The following is a 20,360-nucleotide window of genomic DNA, read 5'->3' on the forward strand; positions in this document are numbered from 1 at the left end:
CGTAGCTTCGGGTTCGTGGCCGATCTCGCGCCGTTCACCCTTGCCGTCGTGGGCGCCGGACCCCGCGGGGTCGGCGTCCTCGAACGGCTGGGCGCGAACGCGGGGGAACTGCTCGGCGGCCGGCGGCTCGAAGTGCACCTGATCGACCCCTTCCCGCCCGGCCCCGGCCGCGTGTGGCGCTACGACCAGTCACCGCTCCTGCGCATGAACTCCATGCCGGAGGACGTCACGATGTTCACCGACGACTCGGTGAAGATGACCGGCCCGGTCCGCCCGGGGCCGACGCTGCTCGACTGGGCCCGCCAGGTCCGCGACGGCGGCCTCGACGCCGAGGTCCCGCCCGACGTCGCCGCCGAGCTGAGCTCGCTCGACCCCTTCGACTTCCCCACCCGGCGCCTGCAGAGCGCCTACCTGACCTGGGTCTACCGCAAGATCGTCGAGGACCTCCCCGACGGCGTCGACGTCGTCGAGCACGCCGCGCGGGCGGTCGGGGTGGACGGGTACTCCGTCAGCCTGTCCGACGGGACGGCCGTGCGGGCGGACGCCGTCGTGTTCACCGTCGGGCACCTCGACGCGGAACCGGACGACCGCGAGCGCGAACTGGTGTCGTTCGCCGCGCGGCACGGGCTGGCCTACTACCCGGCCGGCTACACCGCCGACGTCGACTACACCGCCATCGCGCCCGGCGAAACGGTGCTGGTGCGGGGGTTCGGGCTGGCGTTCGTCGACCTGATGCTGCTGCTCACCGAGGGCCGCGGCGGCCGCTTCGAGGAGCTGGCCTGCGGCGGCCTCCGCTACCACCCGAGCGGCGCCGAGCCGGTCCTGCACGTCGGTTCGCGGCGCGGGGTCCCTTACCACGCGAAGATCGGCTACCGGCTGCGCGGGAAACCCGCGCGGCTGCCCAGGTTCTTCGACGCCTACGCGATCGACGCGCTCGCCGGCGCGCCCGGCGCGCTCGACTTCCGCACCGACGTCTGGCTGCTGATCGCGAAGGAACTGGCCTGGGGCTACTACACCGAGCTGTTCACCGGCCACCCGGACCGGGTGCGCCTGGACTTCGCGGTGTTCGCCGACGCTTTCGCCGACCTGGCCTGGGATTCGCCGGGCATGCGCGACCTCGTCGCGCGGGCGGTGCCCGACGAAGCGGACCGGCTCGACCTCGACCGCGTCGACCGCCCGATGGCGGGCCGCGTGTTCGGCACGGCGGAGGAGTTCGGCAAGGAGCTGCGCGAATACATCGAGGGCGACCTGGCGCGCCGCGCCGATCAGGAGTTCAGCGCCGACCTGGGTGCTTTCGCGGCGCTGCTGTCGGTGTACAGCCAGCTGCCCGCGCTGGTCCAAATAGGACGGCTGGACGCGGCTTCCCAAGTGTCCGATATGGACGGCTGGTTCCACGGGTTCTTCTCCTACTACGCCAGCGGTCCGCCGCCGCGCCGCCTGGAGGAGCTGCTGGCGCTGCACGACGCGGGGATCGTCTCCTTCGCGGGCGCGGAGCTGGCGGTGACGGCGGAGCGCGGCGCCTTCGTCGCTTCCAGCGGCAGTTTCCCGGGGACCGTCGAGGCCCGGACGCTCGTCGAAGCGCGGCTGCCGGGCCCGAGCGTGACCCGTGCGGCCGACGGCCTGCTGCGTCAGCTGCGTGACGCGGGGCAGCTGGCCGAGGAGACGGTGGCGGACCCGGTGACCGGCGCGCGCCTGCCGTCCGGTCGCATCCACACGCGTGTCTCGGATTCCCGCCTGCTCGACAGCACCGGACGGCCCCACCCGCACCGCTTCGCCGTCGGCCCGCACACGAGCGCCCGCTCGGCGGCGGCGTTCACGCGGCCGCGGACGAACGCCTTGTCCTTCCGCCAGAACGACGCCGTCGCGCGCGAAATCCTGGCGCTGGTCAACCCATCCAGCTGACCAGCTCGCCGAGAACCTGTTCGGGCGACGGCATTTCCCTGATCTCGGCCGCGATGCCCTCGGCGATCTCGCGCGGCTTCGGGTCCTCGAGCAGGGTCCGGGCCGCGGCTCCGATGGCGGGGACCCGGACCGCGTCGCCGATCAGCGCCTTCGCCACGCCGAGCGCTTCGAGGGTTTCGGCGTTGGCGAACTGGTCGGCGCCCTGGGGCAGCACCAGCTGCGGCAGGCCGGCGGCGAGCGTGGCGAGCACCGTGCCGCTGCCGCCGTGGTGGACGACCAGGCCGGCGTGGTCCAGTACCCGGGCCTGCGGCACGAACCCGGTGGCCCGCACCCGCGCCGGCAGCGGACCCAGCGCGGCCGGGTCGCCGGGCCCGAGCGCCACCAGCACGTCGACGTCGAGGCGGTCCAGTGCGCGGATCGCGCCGCGCAGCACGTCGGTCGCGCCGAAGACGACCGTGCCCAGCGTGAGGTAGACGAAGCCGTCGGCCGGGAGCGGCGGCAGCGGGACGTCCGGGTCGTACGGCGTCGGGCGCATCCGGAACACCTTCGGCACGCCCGCCGTGCCCGGGTCGCGGACGCGGTCGGGCCAGACGTCGACGCAGGCGTCGCCGAGCAGCGCGTCCGCGGGCAGCGTCCCCCAGAGCGGCCGCAGCCGTTCGGCGGCGACGGCCAGCACCTCCGGCGGCATGGACCGCCCGATCACGACCGAGACGGCGGGGATGCCCGCGCGCCGCGCGGCGATCGCGGTGCCCACGTCGCTCATCTCGTAGACCACGAGATCGGGCCGCAGGCGCGGGAGCAGCGGCGTCAGGTCGTCGAGCAGTGCTTTCGGCAGCAGCTCGCCGAACATCGTGATGCCGACGTCGAGGAAACCCGCGTCCTCGCCGTGCCGTTTTTTGGCCTCGGCTTCGGCTTCGCTGATGGCGATGCCCGCGCGGTGGGTGGTGAAGCCGAGGTCGCGCACCTTGGGCACGAACGCCTCGCCGGTGCCGAACACGACTTCGTGCCCGGCCTTCACTGCGGCGTTCGCGAGCGGCAGCAAGGGGAACAGGTGGCCGTACGCCGGGCGGCACGTGAAGAGGATCCGCACCCGCCCGAGCGTACCGCTCAGCCCTTGACCACCGGAGCGATTTGCTGCACCCACTGCTGCGGCGCCGACGTCCCGCCGGGCAGGGAGTTGAAGTACTCCCAGCCGTCGACCCCGCCGAAGTCCGCGTACTTGCCGATGAGGCTGCGCACGGTGGACTGGAGAGTCGACATGGCGACGTAACCACTGCAGTTCGCCGGATTGGTCACGGTCCCGGCGACGACCTTGCTCGCCGGCACCACGCCGCGGCGGATGATGTTGTCGTAGCCGGACGTGCTGCTCAGCGAGCCCCAGCCGCAGTAGAACTGCGCGTTGAACCACGAAATCTGCGCGCCGCGGTCGCGGTAGAGGGTGTCGTAGTTCAGCCCGGAGAGACCGCCCCCGCCGTTGAGCTCGGTCGCGACCGGCGCGAGCGTGACGAGGAACGAGCTGCCGAAGTCGGCCCGCAGCGCGTCGATGAGCTTGTTCAGCGCGGCGTTGGACATGTGCTCTTCGATGTCGAGGTCGATGCCGGAGAGCGAGTACGTCCGGATCAGGTTGCGCAGCAAGGGGTAGTAGGTGTCGAACTGCGTTTCGAGCCGCTGGAAGCTCCCCGCGGCGGCGCCGCCGACGAACGCGAGCACGTGCACGCCGCTGTTCTTGAGGGTGGCGAGGTCCTGCCACATCCTGGTGAACTTCGCGGCGTTCGGCGGGTCGTCGTTGAGGTGCACGACGCTGTTGGTGTCGAGGTGGATGGCGCCCACGATGACATCGGTGACACCGGTGCCCTGGAGGGTGAGCGGCGAGACGTAGGTGGAGCCGTTGTAGATGGTCTGGTAGTAGACGACAACCCTGCGCCCGGCGGCGGCCGAAGCCGGCACCGCACCCGAAATCATCAGCACCAAGGCCACGAAGGCCACGCCGATCCTCCGCATGGTCCAGACCATACGTCGCACTGGGTGGTTGGGGAAACACCCACCGTCGATCCTGTCCGGTTTCTTGTCTCAGCCCACCTCCTGGGCCGAGCGTCCCGGAATCGCGTCGAGCAGCTCCTTCGTGTACTCCGCCTCCGGATCCGTCAGCACCCGCGAAGCCGGCCCCAGTTCCACCAGCACGCCCTCCCGCATCACGCCCACCTGGTCCGCCAGCTGCCGGACCACCGCCAGGTCGTGCGAGATGAACAAGTACGACAACCCGAGTTCCGACTGCAGCTCCGCCAGCAGCGCCAGGATCTGGGCCTGCACCGACACGTCCAGCGCCGACACCGGTTCGTCGCACACCACCAGGTCCGGGCGCAGCGCCAACGCCCGCGCGATCGCCACCCGCTGGCGCTGGCCACCGGACAGCTCCGCCGGCTTGCGGCGTGCCACCGACGACGGCAGCGCCACCTGGTCGAGCAGCGACGGCACCGAAGTGCGCGGGAGGCCGAACGCCCGCAACGGCTCCGCGACGACGTCCTCGATCGAAAACTTCGGGTTCAGCGACGCGTACGGGTTCTGGTACACGATCTGCATCCGCCGCCGCAGCCGGCGCAGCTCGGGGCCCGCCAGCGAAGTGATGTCCCGGCCGTCGAACGAAACCGAGCCCGCGGACGGTGTTTCCAAGCGCAGCACCATGCGCGCCGTCGTCGACTTGCCGGAGCCGGACTCGCCGACCAGGGCCAGGGTCTGGCCGCGCGGGATGTCGAACGAGACGCCGTCGACCGCGCGGATGCCGCCGTCGAACGTCTTCGCGAGGTCGCGTACCGAGACCAGTGGCTCGGCGGGCGGGGCGGGCGGGCGCTGGGTGCCCGACAGGCTCGGCGCCGCCGCGATCAGCTGCCGCGTGTACGGGTGCGCCGGCGCGCTCACCACCGACGAACCCTCCTCCACGACCGAACCCTGGGACAGCACCACGATCCGCGCCGCGCGATCGGCCGCGACGCCGACGTCGTGCGTGATGAGCAGGATCGCCGTGCCCGTTTCACGAGCCAGCGACGTCAGGTGGTCGAGGATCCGGCGCTGCACCGTGACGTCCAGCGCCGACGTCGGCTCGTCCGCGATGATCAGCTTCGGGCGTCCGGCCAGCGCCGCCGCGATCAGCACGCGCTGCCGCAAGCCGCCCGACAGCTGGTGGGGGTACTGCTTCGCGCGCAACGACGGCTGGGGGACGCCTGCCCGCTCCAACAAGGAGACCGCCTCCAGGGACGCGGCTCGCCGGTCCGCGAGGCCGTGGATCTTCAGCACCTCCGCGACCTGGTCGCCGATGCGGTGCACCGGGTTCAGCGACACCGCCGGGTCCTGCGGCACCAGCGCGATCTCGCGCCCGCGCACCGAGCGCCACTGGCGGGACGACAGCGAGAGCAGGTCCCGGCCGTCGAAGGTGATCGAGCCGCCGTCGACGCGACCGCCGCGGGGCAGCAGGCCGATCGCCGCGTGCGCCGTGGTCGACTTGCCCGAGCCCGACTCGCCGACGACGGCGACCACTTCGCCGGCGTCGACGTGCAGGCCGACGTCCCGGACCGCCGGGACTCCGCCGTACGACACGGCCAGGTCCGAAATCCGCAGCAGGGTCATCGGTCTCCTCCGTCCAGCGCGCGGGACAGCCGGTTCGCGGCGAGGACCACCGCCGCCACCGTCAGCCCCGGGAACGTCGTCATCCACCAGGCCGTGGCCAGGAAACTGCGCCCGCCCGCGACCAGCGAGCCCCACTCCGGGGTCGGCGGGGTCGCGCCGAAGCCGAGGAAGCTCAGCGCCGACACCTCGAGCACCGCGGTGCCCAGCGTCAACGTCGCCAGCGCGAGCACCGGGCCCGCCGCGTTCGGCAGGACGTGCCGCAGCAGCACGCCCGACCAGCGCACGCCGGAAGCGCGCGCGGCTTCGACGAACACGCCGTTGCGCACGCGCAGCACCTCCGCGCGCATGACCCGCGCGAAGGCGGCCAGGTTCGCGATGCCGACGGCGATCGCGACGTTCGTCGTGCCGAAGCCGAGCGCCGTGACCAGCGCCAGCGACAGCAGGATCGGCGGGATGGCCAGGAAGACGTCGACCACCCGCATGATCACCGTGTCCGCCCAGCCGCCGCGGAACCCGGCCAGCAGGCCCAGCGCCGAACCGGCCGCCAGCGCCACGAGCACGGCGATCGCGGTGGCCCGCAACGAGAGCGACGCGCCGTGGACCACCCGCGCGTAGACGTCGCGGCCGGTCTCGTCGGTACCGAACAGGTGATGCAGCGACGGCCCTTGCAGCCGTTCGGCCGGGACGCCGGTGATCGGGTCGTAGCCGGTCAGCAGCCCCGGCACGAACGCCGCGAGCAGCACGAACGCCAGCACGACGACGGCCAGCACGAGCCCGGGCGGAGCTTTCACGTGAAAGCTCCGCCGAGGAAGGGCGAGATCAACCACGGGCCACCTCCGCGGGGGTGCGCGCGATGCGCGGGTCGAGCAGCGGGTAGAGCAGGTCGACGACCAGGTTGAGCACCACGAACACCAGCGCGGCCAGCACGATCACCGCCTGCACCACCGGGACGTCCTGCGCGGTGACGGCGGACGCGGTGACCCGGCCGACGCCGTCGCGCGAGAACACCGTCTCGGTGATCACCGAACCCGCGACGAGGTTGCCCGCGACAACCCCCGCCACAGTCAGCGTCGGCACGGCCGCGTTGCGCAGCAGGTGTCCGAAGTGGACGCGCCAGCGGCTGGCGCCCTTCGCGGCCGCGATCTCCGCGTACGGCTGTTCCTGCTGCGTCGCCAGGCTCTTGGCCAGCACCTGCCCGATGATCGCGCCGGTCGGCAGGGCCAGGGTGATCGCGGGCAGGATCACCGCGGCGAAGCCCTGCGTGCCGAGCGCGGGCAGCAGCCGCAGCCGGAACGAGAAGAACTGGATCAGCAGCAGCCCGACCCAGAACGGCGGCAGCGAGATCGCCAGCGACGGCAGGGACAGCAGCGCCTGCCGCAGCCAGCGGAACCGGGTGAACGTGCCGAGGAACGCCGAGCCGCCGCCGAACACGACCGCGAACACCAGCGCCAGCCCGGTCACCGCGAGCGTCGGCGGCAGCGCGGTGACGACCATGTGCGTGGCGTCGTCGCCGGTCGCGACACTGCGCCCGAAGTCGCCGTGCAGCGCCGAGACCAGCCGCTTCAGGTACTGCACCGGCAGCGGCGAGTCGAGGCCGTACTCCGCGCGGGCCGCGGCGACCTGCTCCGGCGTCATCGACGCCCCGGCCTCGCCGCCGGCGAGCTTCGCCGAAACGGCGTCGCCCGGCAGCAGGTAGAGGATCAGGAACGACAGCGTGAACGCCGCCCACAGCACGAACACCGCCTGCCCGGCGCGGCGGAGCAGATAGCGCTTCACGAGAGCCACGCGTCGAAGAGCTGCAGCCGCGACGACGCTTCGAAGTCGACGGCGTGCGCCTTCGAGCTCAGCGCGACGACCTGGGTCAGCTCGAACACCGGGACCGCGTAGGCGTGCTCGATGATCAGCTTCTGGGCCTCGTCGGCCGACGGCTTGCGCTTGGCCTTGTCCACAGTGGACGACTGGGCGTCCAGTGCCACGTCGAGGGGGTTGCCCGGGGTCAGCTTGCTGCGGTTGCCCGCCTTCGTCGAGAACTGGCCGCGCAGGATGTCCGGGTCGGCGCGGGTGACGTTGTACCAGAGGAAGTCGTAGTTCCCGGCCAGCTGGAGCTGCGTGGTCTCGGCGGTGGTGTGCTGCTCGATCTTCAGGTCGAAGCCGATCTTGCGCAGCTGCTGCTGGATCAGCTCCAGCACGCTGCGGTTCTGGTTGAACACCGGCGAGAACACGACGGCCGCGCCCAGCCGCTGCCCGTTCTTCGTCCGGATCCCGTCGGCGCCGGGCACCCAGCCGTCGCCGTCCAGGAGCGCCGCCGCGCCCTTCGGGTCGTACGCGAGCTGGGCGGACAGGTCGCTGACCAGCGGCGTCGCCGAGCCCAGGATGCTCGTGGCCGCCTTGTAGTTCGGCGTCAGCACGGTGTTCACGACCTCGGTGCGGTCGACGCCCTTGAGCACGGCCTGGCGCACCTTCTCGTCGGTGAGCACCCCGCGGGTGGTGTTGGCGTGCAGGTTGAACACGACGCCCGGGTTCGGCCGGATGTTCTCGCTGAAGCCGTTTCCGGTGAACTGCGGCTCGTCGACCGGCTGCACGTCGGTGATGGCGTCGAGCTGGCCGGACGCGAGGCTGCCGGTGCGGACGCCGGGCTCCGGCACGATCTTGTAGTCGATCTTGTCCAGGTAGGCCTCGCCCTGGTGCTTGAACAGCGACGAGCCCCAGGCGTAGCCCTTGCGCTTGGCCAGGACGATTTCCTGGTTCTGCTTCAGGCTCTCGAAGACGAAGGGGCCGGAGGCGATCAGGCCGTCGCCCTGGCAACGCTGTTCCGGCGTCTTCTTGAACGCCGCCGGCGCCAGGACGGCGAGCGAAACCGTCGAGCTGGCCTGCAGGAACTGGGCGCTGGGCGCGGAGAACTCGATCCGCGCGGTCCGCGGGTCGACGACGGTGGTGCCCCGGTACCCGGCGAGGTAGCCGTAGCCGAGGGTCGCCTTGGTGCCCAGCGCCTTGAGGCCGTCGAAGCTGGTCTTGACCGCGGCGGCGTCGACCGGGCTGCCGTCGGAGAAGGTCGCGCCGGCGCGCAGGTGGAAGGTGAACGCCGTGGAATCGGCGGTGCTCTCCCACTTCTCGGCCAGCCACGGCTTGATCTCGCCGGTCTTCGGGTCCTGGTCGGTGAGGGAGTCCGCCAGCTGGCGGGACACGTTGATCGAGGCGTTCGTCGACGTCTGCTGCGGGTCGACGCAGTCGGGCGCGGACGAGATGCCGAGCCGGAGCACGCCACCGGCTTTCGGCGGCCCGGAAGCGGCTTGTCCGGTGCCGGCGGCGGCGCAGGCGGTCAGGAGCACGGGCAGGACGAGCAGGGCCGCGGCGTTGCGGGCGCGAGGAAGCAGGGACACCGGACGGCCTCCAGCGGGAGTGGTTGCGTCTTCAACCGGCGACGCTAATCCCGCGCTGGAGGCCGTCCCAGCAGGCGAACGGCGGTCCCATTCACTGGCACCGCAAGGATTCGCCCTTGACAGCGATCAGCAGCGGCCGAGCATGTCCGTCAGCGCCGTCTTCTCCGCGGTGTTGATCGTCAGCTTGAACTTGTACTTCACCGCGACCCACATCTTCGCGTAGGTGCACCAGTACGAGGTGAGCGGCGGCTTCCACTGGTCGGGCGACTTGTCGCCCTTCTCCTGGTTGACGTTGTCCGTCACGGCGATCAGCTGCGGGTCGGTGAGGTCGTTCGCGTACGCCTGGCGCTGCGCGGTCGTCCACGAGGACGCGCCGGTGCGCCACGCGTCGGCCAGCGGCACGACGTGGTCGATGTCCACATCGGACGCCGCGGTCCAGGTTTCGCCGTCGTACGGGCTCTTCCAGCTGCCGGACGTCGCCGCGCAGCTGGAGTCGGTGACCACGTTCGTGCCGTCGCGCTTGAGCACCACTTCACGGGTGTTGCAGCCGCCACCCTGGTCGATCCAGTGCGGGAACTTGTCGCGGCTGTAACCGTCCTGCGAACCGTCGGCCTTGACGGTCAGGGACGCGAGCTCGGTCTTCGCCGTCGAAGCCGACGGGATGCCCGGCGGGGTGGCCTCGGCGACGCTGACCAGCGTCCCGGAGAGCACGGCGGTGGCCGCGAGAATGGTGAACGTATGACGAACAGCACGCCTGGTTGGCATTTTGCTGCCTCCGGTTCAGGTGTGGGGACAGCTAACCCTGATACACCGGAGTGGCGTGTGCAACACGTATAGGTGACATGTTGCTGTCCGTCGGTGAACGCGGCGTGGCCGAAGGCTCACTCGAACGTGAAAATAGCAGGTCAGACGGCTCCGCGGACCAGCCGAAGGTCTTCCGTGTGCCGGTACCAGGTCCACTTGTTCACCGCGCGCTCGTAGACGACGTCGTCGCGCACCGGCCGGGTCGGGATGCAGCCGATCTGGAAGGCCCGCGAGTACAGCGTCGCCGGCCGCTTGAAGATCGTGCCCTTGACCACGCGGACCGCCATGCCGGGGCCGTCCGGGTCCGGCGTCACCTCGATCGACGCGGCCGGCCCGCGCAGCGCCACCTGCTCGTCGGCGTAGGCCACCCCGCGGACCATGCGCAGCAGCCCGCGCCCGACGAGCACGCCGCCGACGTCGTCGCGGATCAGCGGGACCGGGTCGACTTCGCCGCGCAGCGCGAGCGCGAGGGCCTGCAGCGGTGTCTTCGGCAGCCCCCAAAGCGCGGCGACCGACGAATCCGGGGCCGAGGCCACGAAGCCGACCGACACGCCGGAGAGCGCCTCCTTCCGGAGCAGCCGCAGCACGACCGCCGCGAGGTCGGCGTCCGTGCCCGACACCACGAGGTGATCGTGTTCGCCCAGCAAGGGGTCGATTTCCGCCTTGCCGGGGAGGCTCGGGACGCGGATCGACTCGACGTCGTCGACCTCTTCGAAGCCGGCCGCGCCATCGCCACAGGCCACCACGATTCCGCGCACCCGCAGGTCCTCCGTTACAGTCATGCACCGGCATTTCGTCAGCGCCACCGGTGTCCGTCCGGGACACTTAACCTCAGTCGTCGAACAACTGGAGTGTCACATGCCGGCCATCGTGCTCATCGGTGCCCAATGGGGAGACGAAGGCAAGGGCAAGGCCACCGACCTGATGGGTGACCGCGTCCAGTGGGTCGTCCGCTACCAGGGTGGCAACAACGCCGGTCACACGGTCGTCCTGCCGAACGGCGAGAACTTCGCCCTGCACCTCATCCCGTCCGGCATCCTGACGCCGGGCGTGACCAACGTCATCGGCAACGGCGTGGTGGTCGACCCGGGTGTGCTGCTCGACGAGCTCTCCGGCCTCGAAGCGCGGGACGTGGACACGTCCAAGCTGCTGATTTCGGCCGACGCGCACCTGATCATGCCGTACCACGTGGCCATCGACAAAGTCACCGAGCGGTACCTGGGCAGCCGCAAGATCGGCACCACCGGCCGCGGCATCGGCCCGTGCTACCAGGACAAGATCGCCCGCGTCGGCGTCCGCGTGCAGGACCTGCTCGACGAGAAGATCTTCCGCCAGAAGGTCGAGGCGGCGCTGGAGTTCAAGAACCAGGTGCTGGTGAAGGTCTACAACCGCAAGGCGCTCGACGCCGACCAGGTCGCCGACGAGGTGCTCGCGGCGGGCGAGAAGTTCTCGCACCGCATCGCCGACACCCGCCTGCAGCTCAACCAGGCCCTCGAGCGCGGTGAAACCGTGCTGCTGGAGGGTTCGCAGGGCACGCTGCTCGACGTCGACCACGGCACCTACCCGTTCGTGACGTCGTCGAACCCGACGTCCGGCGGCGCGAGCGCGGGTTCGGGCATCGGCCCGGGCCGGATCACCACGGTGCTTGGCATCCTCAAGGCCTACACCACCCGCGTCGGCTCCGGCCCGTTCCCGACCGAGCTGCACGACGAGTCCGGCGAGTACCTGCGCAAGCAGGGCGGCGAGTTCGGCGTCACGACGGGCCGTTCGCGGCGCACCGGCTGGTTCGACGCGGTGATCGCGCGGTACGCGGTCCGCGTCAACGGCATCACCGACTACTTCCTCACGAAGCTGGACGTGCTGTCCGGCCTGGAGAAGGTGCCGGTGTGCGTCGGCTACGAGGTCGACGGCTTCCGCACGCAGGACATGCCGATGACGCAGACCGACGTGCACCACGCGATCCCGATCTACGAAGAGCTGCCGGGCTGGTTCGAGGACATCTCGGGCTGCCGCACGTTCGAGGAGCTCCCGGCGAACGCGCGCGCCTACGTCGAGCGCCTGGAAGAGCTTTCGGGCGCCCGGATCTCGGCGATCGGCGTCGGCCCGGGCCGCGACCAGACGATCGTCCGGCACCAGTTCGTCTAGGTCAGCTTCGTCGTCACCGGCGTCTCGTTGCGGAACAGGTCGAGCACCGGGCAGTGCTCGTCGACCTCGCGCTTGAGGTCTTCGTAGCGCTCCCGGCTCGCCGGGCCCTCCAGCTCGACGGACACCCGGACGTCCCCGAAACCGGGGCGGGTGTTGAAGGCGAACCCGAAGAAGCCGTGCAGGTCGAGGTCGCCGTCGACGGTAACCTTGATCGAGTCGAGCGGGATCCCGCGCTTCGCCGCCCAGAACTGGTAGGTGATGACCTGGCACGACCCGAGCGCGGCGAGCGCGTACTCGACGGGGTTGGCGGCCTGGTCCGTCCCGCCGAGCGCGGGCGGCTCGTCGACGGTGAAAGCGTGGTCCCGCACCTTGACCTCGACTTCGGTCCTGGTGCCGGGCTTGAGGGTGTGGTCGACGCTGAAGGAAACGGCGGCGTTGTGCGGATCGGCGTCGACGGCCTTGCGGGTGCCTTCGATGACTTCGGTCAGCGACATGGGCTCTCCTGAAGATCGTGAGGGATGTGCCACAGGGTGGGCGAATCCCGGCGGCCCCGCTCGGGTTCTCAATTCCTGAGAAGCCGGAAATCGGTGGCGGCGCTCGCTAGCTTGGGACCATGACCATCGGAGTCACGCTGCCGGCCGGCGACACCGGGACCGCGGCGAACCTCGTCGACGAGCTCATCGCCCAGACCCGCCAGGCCGCCGACGCCGGCCTGAAATCGGTCTGGTTTTCCCAGCTGCCGCTGAGCCAGGACGCCATCACCGTCGCCGCGCTCGCGGGCCGCGAAGTCCCGGGCATCGAGGTCGGGACCTCCGTCGTGCCGACCTACCCGCGGCACCCGCTGCTGGTCGCGAGTGCGGCGCAGACCGCGCAGGCCGCCACCGGGGGCCGGTTCACGCTCGGGATCGGGCTCGGGTCGAAGGGGTTCCTCGGGCCCGTCTACGGCGTCGAGTACCCGCCGCCGATCCGCCACCTGCGCGAGTACCTCACCGTCCTGCGGCAGGTCTTCGACGGCGAAACCGTCGACTTCCACGGCGAAACGCTCGAAGCGCACCCGCCCGGACCGTCCACTGTGGGCGGGGACGTGCGGATCATCGTCGCCGCGATGGGGCCGCAGGCGCTGCGCGTCACCGGTGAGCTCGCCGACGGGACGCTGCCGTACCTCGCCGGGCCGAGAGCGCTTTCCGAACAGATCGTCCCCCACCTGCCCGACGGCAAGCGGATCCTCGCGGCCGTGCCCGCGATCGTCACCGACGAACCCGACGCCGTGCGCGCGCTGGCCTTCGAGCAGATGGCCTTCTACGGCCAGATCCCGTCGTACCAGCGGATCCTGGCCGCGGAAGGGGTCGAGCACGCGGCCGAACTGGCGCTCATCGGCGACGAGAAGACTGTCCTGAACGGACTCCAGCGCTACTACGACGCCGGGGCGACCGACGTCCTCGTTTCGCAGACTGGCATCCGCTCCGCCGAGGAGCGGCTGCGGACGTGGGAGGTCGTCAGCTCATTCGGTTCGTGAGGGTCGCCGTCACCGACATCTCCTCCAGATCCAGCTCCCGCAGCACTTTCCGCAGGACCTCGTCGTCGAGCCGGCCGGCGCGGTTCTCCTCGATCATCGCCTTGCGCTGGGTGATCAGGAGCTCGCGCCGGGCCTTCGCGAACTGGGCCTGCGGGCTGCCGGTCCGGTCTTCGCCGGACAGCGTGATCGCGGCCTTGGCGAAGCGGTACCGCGTGTCGATCAGCCGCTGGAGCCGTTCCTTGAGCCGGTCGACCTTCTCCTGGGGCAGGTCCAGCGAAGCCAGCCGCTCGTGGCTGATCTCGCGCAGCCGTTCCTGAGCCGCCTTCTTCGCGACCTCGCGCGCGGCGAGTTCCTCGGCCTCGTCCCGTGACGCCTCCGCCGGGTCCTGCACCTTCAGCGCCCGGATCAGCGGCGGCAGCGTCAGCCCCTGGATCAGCACCGTCCCGATCGCCACGGTGAACGCGAACAGCTGGATCTCCTCGCGGCCCGGGGTCGTGGCCGGGACGCCGGCCGCGGCGGCGAGCGTGACCACGCCGCGCATGCCGGTCCACGACACCACCGCCAGCGTCCGCCACGACGGCGTCGCGCGGTCCCGCCCGAACAGCCGCACGGTTTGCGGCAGGTACGCGGAGACGAAGACCGCCGGGACCCGCACGAGCATCGTCACCCCGAGCACGACCACCGCGACCAGCGCGAGCGTCCCGTTGCCGCGGGCCGCGTGCTGCGCGCCTTCGAGGACGAACGGCAGCTGCAGCCCCATCAGCGCGAACACCAGCGCTTCCAGCAGGACGTCGATCGAGGCCCACACGGATCTGTCCTGCATGCGCGTCGCGGGGGACGCGTACAGCGCGCGATGCCCCAGGAGCAGGCCCGCCGCGACGACGGCGAGCACGCCGGAGCCGCTGAAGTCTTCGCTGAAGGGGTGCAGGTGCTCGGCGGTGACGTACGCGGCGAACGGCACGATGATGCCGAACGCCGACTCCATCAGCGGGTCGTCGAGCTGCCGGCGGATCAGCACTACGAGCGCGCCGATCGCCAGCCCGACCCCGATGCCCAGTACGGTCGCGACGCCGAACACCGCGAAGCCGTGCCCGGCCGAGCCCGCGGTGCCCGCGACCGCGGCGAGCGCGACCTTGTACAGCGTCAGCGCGGCGGCGTCGTTGACCAGGCTTTCCCCGGTCAGCACGGTCATCACCCGGCGCGGCAGGCCGAGCTTGCGGCCGATCGCCACCGCCGTCACCGCGTCCGGCGGCGCCACGACCGCGCCGAGGACCAGCGCCGACGCGAAGGGCACGTCCGGCAGCAGCAGGTGCACGACGACGGCGACGACCACGGCGGTCACCGCCACCAGCACCACGCCGAGCGCGACGATCGGCCGCAGCGCCCGCTTGAAGTGCGTCAGCGAGCTTTCCAGCGACGTCGAGTAGAGCAACGGCGGCAGGACGACGGTGAGGACCAGCTCCGGCTCGAGCTCGAACCGCGGCACACCGGGGATCAGCGCGACCCCGAGCGCGACGACCACCACCAGCAGCGGCGCGGACAGGTTGTAGCGCCGGGCCAGAGCGGTCAGCGCGAGCGAGCCGGCGAGCACGCCCATCAGCGTCAGGATCTCCACGCGGGTGATCTTCCCGCAGGTAGCGGGCTTGCGCCGGGCTTCCGCTCAATGGAAGTGACCTGGATTACGCCGGACCCCGTGTGCATACTTGTGCGCAATACGCACACCTGTGCGGATCACGTGCACCGACGCACATCCGGAGGTTCTCCCATGTCCCCTGGCACTCGCTCCTGGGTCGTGCCCCTGGCCTGGACCGCCGTCCTGCTCGACGGGTTCGACCTGGTCGTGCTCGGCACCGTGCTGCCCGTGCTGCTCCGTGACCACGTCTGGGGCCTGACTCCCGGCACGGCGTCGGTCGTGTCGACGGTCGGGCTGGCCGGGATGATGCTCGGCGGCCTGGCTATCGGCACGATCACCGACGTCATCGGGCGCCGGAAGTCCCTGATCATCTCCGTGGCGCTGTTCTCCCTCTGCACGCTGCTGTGCGCGTTCGCGCCCTCGACGTTCGTCTTCGGGCTGCTGCGCTTCGTCGCCGGCCTCGGCCTCGGCGGCTGCCTGCCGACGGCGATCACGCTGGTCACCGAGTACGCGCGCCACGGCAAGGCCGGCAGCGCGACGACCACCGTGATGACCGGCTACCACGTCGGCGCGGTGCTGACGGCGCTGCTCGGCATCGTGCTGATCTCGCCGCTGGGCTGGCGCGCGATGTTCGTCGCCGGGGCGATCCCGGCCGTGGTGCTGATCCCGCTGATGCTGAAGTTCCTGCCGGAGTCCGAGACGTTCCAGCGGGTCCGCGAGACCGAGCGGTCGGCCGGGCACGCCGTCGCCGGCCTGTTCCGCGGCGGGCTGCTGCGCGCGACGATCGCCTTCTGGGTCACGTCGTTCATGGGGCTGCTGCTGGTGTACGGGCTGAACACGTGGCTGCCGGAGATCATGCGCCAGGCCGGCTACCCGCTGGGCGCGGCGCTGAGCCTGCTGCTGACGCTGAACGTCGGCGGCATCGTCGGGCTGCTCGTCGCGGGCCGGGTCGCCGACCGCGTCGGCATCCGCCCGTCGGCCATCGTCTGGTTCTGCGCGGGCGCGGTGTTCCTCGCGCTGCTGAGCGTGAAGCTGCCCGCGGTCGGGCTGTACGCGGCGGTGTTCCTGACCGGCTGCTTCGTGTTCAGCGCCCAGGTGCTGGTGTACGCCTACATCGGCCGGATCTACCCGGACGCGATCCGCGCGACCGGCCTCGGCTGGTCCGCGGGCATCGGCCGCATCGGCGCGATCTCCGGCCCGCTCCTCGGCGGCGCGCTGCTGACGGCCGGGATCGCGTACCCGTGGGGCTTCTACGCGTTTGCGGGTGTCGGCGCACTGGGCGCGGCGGCCGTGACGGTGGTCCGTCCCGGCCGCCGCTCCCCGGCGACGGAAAGCGCGCCGGACGTCAGCCGAGTTCCTTGAGTTCCTGTTCCACGGCGGCGAGCTCGGCGGCCGAGCCCTGGACCTTCGGACCCTTGAACCACTTGCGGGCCGAGAGCACCCACCACAGGGCCGCGCCGCCGAGCACCACCAGGAACGCGATCGGCGTGTAGTTGAAGGAATCCACCGTCACCGGCGACACCTGCGGCAGCATGAACAGGAAGAAGATCAGCACCACCCAGATCGTCGCGACGATCCCGATCGGCTTGCCCCACTTGCCGAGCGTCCACGGCCCCGGCTCGAACGAGTCACCGCGCCGGACGCGCAGGAACACCGGGATCACGTACGCCACGTACAGGCCGACCACGGCGATCGACGTCACCGCCGCGTAGGCCGTCGCGCTCCAGAGGTACGGCAGGGCCAGGACCAGCGCGCCGCCCGCGGCGAGCCACACGGCGTTGGTCGGCGTCTGCGTGCGCTTGTTGATCTTGTGCCAGAAGCCGGACCCGGGGATCGCGCCGTCGCGGGCGAACGCGTAGATCATCCGCGAGTTCGCCGTCACCGACGCCATGCCGCAGAACAGCTGCGCGCCGATGCAGATCAGCAGCAGGAACTTGCCGGTGACCGCGCCGGTCGCGTCGATGAAGATCTGCGCGGGCGGGACGCCGGTGGCCGAGCCGACCGCGCCGTCGTAGTCCTGGATCGCGAACGTCAGGCCGATCAGCAGGATCCAGCCCGCGACGAGCGACACGACGATCGACATGACGATCCCGCGCGGCCCGGCCGTCGCGGCGCTCTTCGTCTCCTCGGTCATGTGCGCCGAGGCGTCGTACCCGGTCAGCGTGTACTGGGCCACCAGCAGACCCAGTGCGAACACGTAGAACGCCGAGCCCCAGCCCGTCTGGTTGACGAAGCTGCCGAAGACGAAGGACGCGTCCTGGTGCCTGGCCGGCACGAAGATCAGCACGCCGACGATCACCAGCACGCCGAGGAGGTGCCACCACACGCTGACGTTGTTGAGGATCGCGACGATCCGGACGCCGAAGGTGTTCAGCAGGCCGTGCACCACGAGGATGATCGCGAGCAGCAGGATCGTGTGCCCCGGCGTCGCGGCGTAGCCCCACTGCAGGTCGAGGAAGGCGTTGAGGAACAGCGCCGCGCCGAAGTCGATGCCCGCGGTGACGGCGATCTGCCCGATGAGGTTGAACCAGCCGGTGAACCAGGACCACGCGGGCCCGGACTTGCCCGGCGCCAGCTTCGCCGCCCAGTAGTAGAGGCCGCCCGCGGTCGGGTAGCTGGAGCAGACCTCCGCCATGCCGAGGCCGACCAGGATGACGAACACCCCGACCAGCGGCCACCCCCAGATCATCGCGGCCGGGCCGCCGGTCTTCATGCCGAAGCCGTAGAGCGTGAGGCAGCCGGAGAGGATCGAAATGATCGTGAAGGAGACGGCGAAGTTCGAGAACGCCGACATCGTCCGTTTGAGTTCCTGCGCGTACCCCAGCTGGTGCAGGCGGGCGCTGTCTTCGTCGGTGTGGTCGGGAGTGGTCTGCTGGTCGGAAACGTCCATCGGGCACCTCTTGAAAGGTATGCGGCCAGACCATTGAATTCGCCGAAGGTAGCCCCGCCACCAGGGGGTGTCAAGCCTTCGTCAAGAACTCGTCCAGCCGCTTGAGCAGGGGCCCGCCTCCTCGGTGGTCGTTCGAGATCAAGGTGGCCGTGACCCCGGACGACGGCGCGTGCGAACTCCAGAACGTGACGCCGGGGTCGCCGCCGTCCAGGTGCACCACGCCGGGCCGTGGCAGCCAGAAGCCGAGCCCGTAGCGGTCGGCGCGGGGCAGCCGGTCGACCCACCGCCGCGGCACGATCCGGCCGTCGAACAGGGCGGTCCAGAACTTCCGGATGTCCGGTGCGGTGCTGTAGATCCCGCCGTCGCCGTGGCCCACGACGGGGAGGCTGAACACGTTGGTGCGCCCGTCTTCCAGGTAGCCGGTGGCGGTGCGGGCGGGCAGCGCGTCCGAGCGGAGGAACTCCGTGTCGGTCATCCCGGCGGGCTCGGTGACCCGCGTCCACACGAGGTCGGCGAAAGGTATGCCCGCGATCCGTTCGGCGATCAGGCCGAGGACGACGAAGGCACTGTTGTTGTAGCGGAACTCCGCGCCGGGCGGGGAAACCTGCGGAAAGCCGTCGAGCGCGGCGAGGTAATCGGCCGACGTGGCGAGCAGCGGGTTCGGCGGCGGGTCCGCTTCCTCGTCGTAGTAGTCGCCGATGCCGGACGTGTGCGTCAGCAGGTGCTCGAGAGTCACGCGCTCGTCGATCAGCGGGAGGTCGTCGCCGAGGACGTCACGCGCTCTCGTCGACAGCTCGAGGTACCCGTCGGCGATCAGGCTGATGACGACCAGCGCCGTGAACCCCTTGGTACCGCTGGCGATCGCGAAGCGCGTGTCGACGGTGTTCTCCACGCCGTACGCGATGTGCGCGTACCCGCGGGCTTCGGCGACGAGCGTCTCCTCGCCGCGGGTCACCAGGACCACGCCGGAGAAATCCCTGAGGGGCACCTTCATGGACCAAGCGTCCACGAGGGTGCCCCTCATGACCAGCCGATTACCGGCCGAGGAACGCGTGCAGTGACTCGAGCGCGGTGTCCGGCTGGTCGGCGAAGAAGCCGTCGACGCCGGCCTTGAGGAACGCGGCCTCCTCCGTGAAGACGTCACCGTAGGCGTCCGGCTCGGCCGAGGACCGCAGGTTCGCCGGCAGGAACGGGTTCTCGTTCCGGAACGTGTACGGCTGCACCTTCAGGCCCGCCTGGTGCGCGTCGGCGACGAGCGCGGTCGGCGTGCCCAGGTTGTCGTTCTTGTCGCGCGGGATGACCTGCGCCTTGTCCGGCCCGAGGTACTTCGCGTACTTCGCGACGTCGCGCAGCCCCTGCGGCGTGACGAGGTCGGCGTACGTCCGCTTGTCGCCCTTCGCGACGAAGTCCGCCGGAGCGCCGGTGGCCGAGGTCAGCTGCAGCAGCGGCGTCCGGACCTGCTTGTGCAGCTCGATCAGGTTCGTCACCTCGAACGACTGGATGATCGCCGGCGCGTCCGGCCGGTCCAGGCCGTTGCGCTTGAGGATCGACACCAGCTTCGGCTCGGTCGGGTTGCCGATCGAGGAGAAGAACGTCGAGTGCTTGACCTCGGGGTAGGTGCCCAGCGTCCGGTGCAGCTCCCGGCCGAGCCGCTTGGTCAGGTCGAGCACCTCCTGGTAGCTCGCGATCTGGTAGCGGCCGTTGTAGAGCGTGTTGTGCGGCCGGTTCGCCGGGATCCGCTCGACCGCGCGCAGCGTCTTCAGCTCGGCCAGCGTGAAGTCCTGCGTGAACCAGCCGGTGGTGCTGACGCCGTCGAGCACGACGGTCTTCTTCCGGTTCGCGAACTCCGGGTGCTTGGCGACGTCGGTGGTGCCGCCGATCTCCGGCTCGTGCCGGGCGACGAGCTGGCCGTCCTTGGTGGGCACGAGGTCGACGTCGACCCAGTCGACGCCCATCCGGTACGCGAGCTCGTAGGAGGCGAGCGTGTGCTCCGGCCGGTACCCGGGCGCGCCGCGGTGTCCGATGATCACGGGGTCATCGTGGCCCCGCCCGTGCGCGGCCGCATCGGCGGACCCCCCGCTTTTGTCGGACACTGTGGCGGCGTTCGCCGACCCGATCGCGACACCGGTGACGCTCAGCAACGCCAGCCCGGCCAACGCCAGTACACCCACACGTTTGCGCTTCATCTGGTGACCTCTTTTCACACAGGGTGTGCCCTGACTACCCGCGTCACCTTCGATGCCGCAAGCGTCGTGCGGGGGTATCCGGGCGAACGCGGCGGTGAACGACGCGTGGACTCCTGCTCGCGTGGTTGTGTCGTCGGGGTGGCCACCCCGGCCCGGCGCGCCCCGGAGGTCTTGAATGAGTCATTCAGGACCTCCGAAGACCTGAATGACTCATTCAAGACGCCGCTACCCGCCCGAGGCGTGGACTCCTGCTCGCGCCGGTGTGGTCCCCGTGCCCCCTTTC

Annotated in this window: 17 protein-coding genes; 4 read left to right on the forward strand and 13 right to left on the reverse strand. The window is 70.7% G+C overall.

From position 1 onward, the window contains the following. The first annotated feature begins 15 nt into the window (after nt 1-15). Nucleotides 16-1,902 carry an FAD/NAD(P)-binding protein gene (locus H4696_RS35195; RefSeq protein ID WP_086857566.1) on the forward strand — a complete coding sequence of 629 codons (1,887 nt, stop codon included), beginning with the start codon at nt 16-18 and terminating at the stop codon, nt 1,900-1,902. Here H4696_RS35195 and H4696_RS35200 read toward each other — a convergent pair. From H4696_RS35200 to H4696_RS35235, 8 genes are all read right to left on the reverse strand, one after another. Next, nucleotides 1,886-2,992 carry a glycosyltransferase gene (locus tag H4696_RS35200; RefSeq protein WP_086857565.1) on the reverse strand — a complete coding sequence of 369 codons (1,107 nt, stop codon included), beginning with the start codon at nt 2,990-2,992 and terminating at the stop codon, nt 1,886-1,888. The two genes, H4696_RS35195 and H4696_RS35200, sit on opposite strands and share 17 nt — an antisense overlap. 17 nt (nt 2,993-3,009) lie before the next feature. Then, nucleotides 3,010-3,903: a glycosyl hydrolase family 18 protein gene (locus H4696_RS35205; RefSeq protein WP_086857583.1), complete on the reverse strand. Its 894-nt coding sequence runs from the start codon at nt 3,901-3,903 to the stop codon at nt 3,010-3,012. 69 nt (nt 3,904-3,972) lie between these two features. Beyond that, entirely contained in the window at nt 3,973-5,523 is a 1,551-nt protein-coding gene (locus H4696_RS35210) for a dipeptide ABC transporter ATP-binding protein (RefSeq protein ID WP_192782698.1), read from the reverse strand. Then, nucleotides 5,520-6,314, reverse strand: a complete 795-nt coding sequence (locus H4696_RS35215) for an ABC transporter permease (protein ID WP_086860270.1) — start codon at nt 6,312-6,314, stop codon at nt 5,520-5,522. The genes H4696_RS35210 and H4696_RS35215 overlap by 4 nt, the downstream gene beginning before the upstream one ends. A gap of 28 nt (nt 6,315-6,342) precedes the next feature. Continuing rightward, nucleotides 6,343-7,299, reverse strand: coding sequence for an ABC transporter permease (locus H4696_RS35220; RefSeq protein ID WP_086860268.1), 957 nt, complete (start codon nt 7,297-7,299; stop codon nt 6,343-6,345). Beyond that, nucleotides 7,296-8,903, reverse strand: a complete 1,608-nt coding sequence (locus H4696_RS35225; RefSeq protein ID WP_249026998.1) for an ABC transporter substrate-binding protein — start codon at nt 8,901-8,903, stop codon at nt 7,296-7,298. The genes H4696_RS35220 and H4696_RS35225 overlap by 4 nt, the downstream gene beginning before the upstream one ends. Before the next feature lie 126 nt (nt 8,904-9,029). After that, nucleotides 9,030-9,668: an HNH endonuclease family protein gene (locus tag H4696_RS35230; RefSeq protein WP_192782700.1), complete on the reverse strand. Its 639-nt coding sequence runs from the start codon at nt 9,666-9,668 to the stop codon at nt 9,030-9,032. 140 nt (nt 9,669-9,808) lie between these two features. Next, nucleotides 9,809-10,453 (reverse strand): hypothetical protein, encoded by a 645-nt coding sequence (locus H4696_RS35235; RefSeq protein WP_086860276.1) that lies wholly within the window; start codon nt 10,451-10,453, stop codon nt 9,809-9,811. A gap of 112 nt (nt 10,454-10,565) precedes the next feature. On the opposite strand from H4696_RS35235, the gene H4696_RS35240 reads away from it, so the two are divergent. Then, on the forward strand, nt 10,566-11,852 hold the full coding sequence (locus tag H4696_RS35240; RefSeq protein ID WP_086860266.1) for an adenylosuccinate synthase: 1,287 nt from the start codon (nt 10,566-10,568) through the stop codon (nt 11,850-11,852). On the opposite strand, the gene H4696_RS35245 is transcribed toward H4696_RS35240, so the two are convergent. After that, nucleotides 11,849-12,346: an OsmC family protein gene (locus H4696_RS35245; protein ID WP_086860264.1), complete on the reverse strand. Its 498-nt coding sequence runs from the start codon at nt 12,344-12,346 to the stop codon at nt 11,849-11,851. The two genes, H4696_RS35240 and H4696_RS35245, sit on opposite strands and share 4 nt — an antisense overlap. A gap of 119 nt (nt 12,347-12,465) precedes the next feature. Between H4696_RS35245 and H4696_RS35250 the strand changes: the two genes are divergently transcribed. Beyond that, a complete protein-coding gene (locus H4696_RS35250) occupies nt 12,466-13,368 on the forward strand; it encodes a TIGR03564 family F420-dependent LLM class oxidoreductase (protein WP_086860263.1) in 903 nt (300 codons plus the stop codon). Here H4696_RS35250 and H4696_RS35255 read toward each other — a convergent pair. Next, the gene (locus H4696_RS35255; protein ID WP_086860261.1) at nt 13,349-14,983 is read right to left on the reverse strand and encodes a Na+/H+ antiporter; all 1,635 of its coding nucleotides are present in this window, start codon (nt 14,981-14,983) and stop codon (nt 13,349-13,351) included. The genes H4696_RS35250 and H4696_RS35255 overlap by 20 nt on opposite strands. Before the next feature lie 150 nt (nt 14,984-15,133). Here H4696_RS35255 and H4696_RS35260 point away from each other — a divergent pair, with 150 nt between their 5' ends. Continuing rightward, nucleotides 15,134-16,363: an MFS transporter gene (locus tag H4696_RS35260; protein WP_086860259.1), complete on the forward strand. Its 1,230-nt coding sequence runs from the start codon at nt 15,134-15,136 to the stop codon at nt 16,361-16,363. Here H4696_RS35260 and H4696_RS35265 read toward each other — a convergent pair. From H4696_RS35265 to H4696_RS35275, 3 genes are all read right to left on the reverse strand, one after another. Further along, nucleotides 16,347-17,891: an amino acid permease gene (locus H4696_RS35265; protein ID WP_086860257.1), complete on the reverse strand. Its 1,545-nt coding sequence runs from the start codon at nt 17,889-17,891 to the stop codon at nt 16,347-16,349. The two genes, H4696_RS35260 and H4696_RS35265, sit on opposite strands and share 17 nt — an antisense overlap. Before the next feature lie 70 nt (nt 17,892-17,961). Next, a complete protein-coding gene (locus tag H4696_RS35270; RefSeq protein ID WP_086860255.1) occupies nt 17,962-18,885 on the reverse strand; it encodes a serine hydrolase domain-containing protein in 924 nt (307 codons plus the stop codon). 40 nt (nt 18,886-18,925) lie between these two features. Beyond that, on the reverse strand, nt 18,926-20,077 hold the full coding sequence (locus H4696_RS35275) for a glycerophosphodiester phosphodiesterase (protein WP_086860254.1): 1,152 nt from the start codon (nt 20,075-20,077) through the stop codon (nt 18,926-18,928). Between the last annotated feature and the right edge of the window lie 283 nt (nt 20,078-20,360).

This window comes from Amycolatopsis lexingtonensis (assembly GCF_014873755.1).
Lineage (GTDB): Bacteria > Actinomycetota > Actinomycetes > Mycobacteriales > Pseudonocardiaceae > Amycolatopsis > Amycolatopsis lexingtonensis.

What these genes read in the sequence shown, in the direction of transcription:
- H4696_RS35265 (WP_086860257.1), bottom strand. Translation starts at nt 17,891, where the DNA reads ATGGACGTTTCCGACCAGCAGACCACTCCCGACCACACCGACGAAGAC.
- H4696_RS35245 (WP_086860264.1), bottom strand. Translation starts at nt 12,346, where the DNA reads ATGTCGCTGACCGAAGTCATCGAAGGCACCCGCAAGGCCGTCGACGCC.
- H4696_RS35260 (WP_086860259.1), top strand. Translation starts at nt 15,134, where the DNA reads ATGTCCCCTGGCACTCGCTCCTGGGTCGTGCCCCTGGCCTGGACCGCC.
- H4696_RS35270 (WP_086860255.1), bottom strand. Translation starts at nt 18,885, where the DNA reads ATGAAGGTGCCCCTCAGGGATTTCTCCGGCGTGGTCCTGGTGACCCGC.
- H4696_RS35230 (WP_192782700.1), bottom strand. Translation starts at nt 9,668, where the DNA reads ATGCCAACCAGGCGTGCTGTTCGTCATACGTTCACCATTCTCGCGGCC.
- H4696_RS35275 (WP_086860254.1), bottom strand. Translation starts at nt 20,077, where the DNA reads ATGAAGCGCAAACGTGTGGGTGTACTGGCGTTGGCCGGGCTGGCGTTG.
- H4696_RS35250 (WP_086860263.1), top strand. Translation starts at nt 12,466, where the DNA reads ATGACCATCGGAGTCACGCTGCCGGCCGGCGACACCGGGACCGCGGCG.
- H4696_RS35210 (WP_192782698.1), bottom strand. Translation starts at nt 5,523, where the DNA reads ATGACCCTGCTGCGGATTTCGGACCTGGCCGTGTCGTACGGCGGAGTC.
- H4696_RS35205 (WP_086857583.1), bottom strand. Translation starts at nt 3,903, where the DNA reads ATGCGGAGGATCGGCGTGGCCTTCGTGGCCTTGGTGCTGATGATTTCG.
- H4696_RS35240 (WP_086860266.1), top strand. Translation starts at nt 10,566, where the DNA reads ATGCCGGCCATCGTGCTCATCGGTGCCCAATGGGGAGACGAAGGCAAG.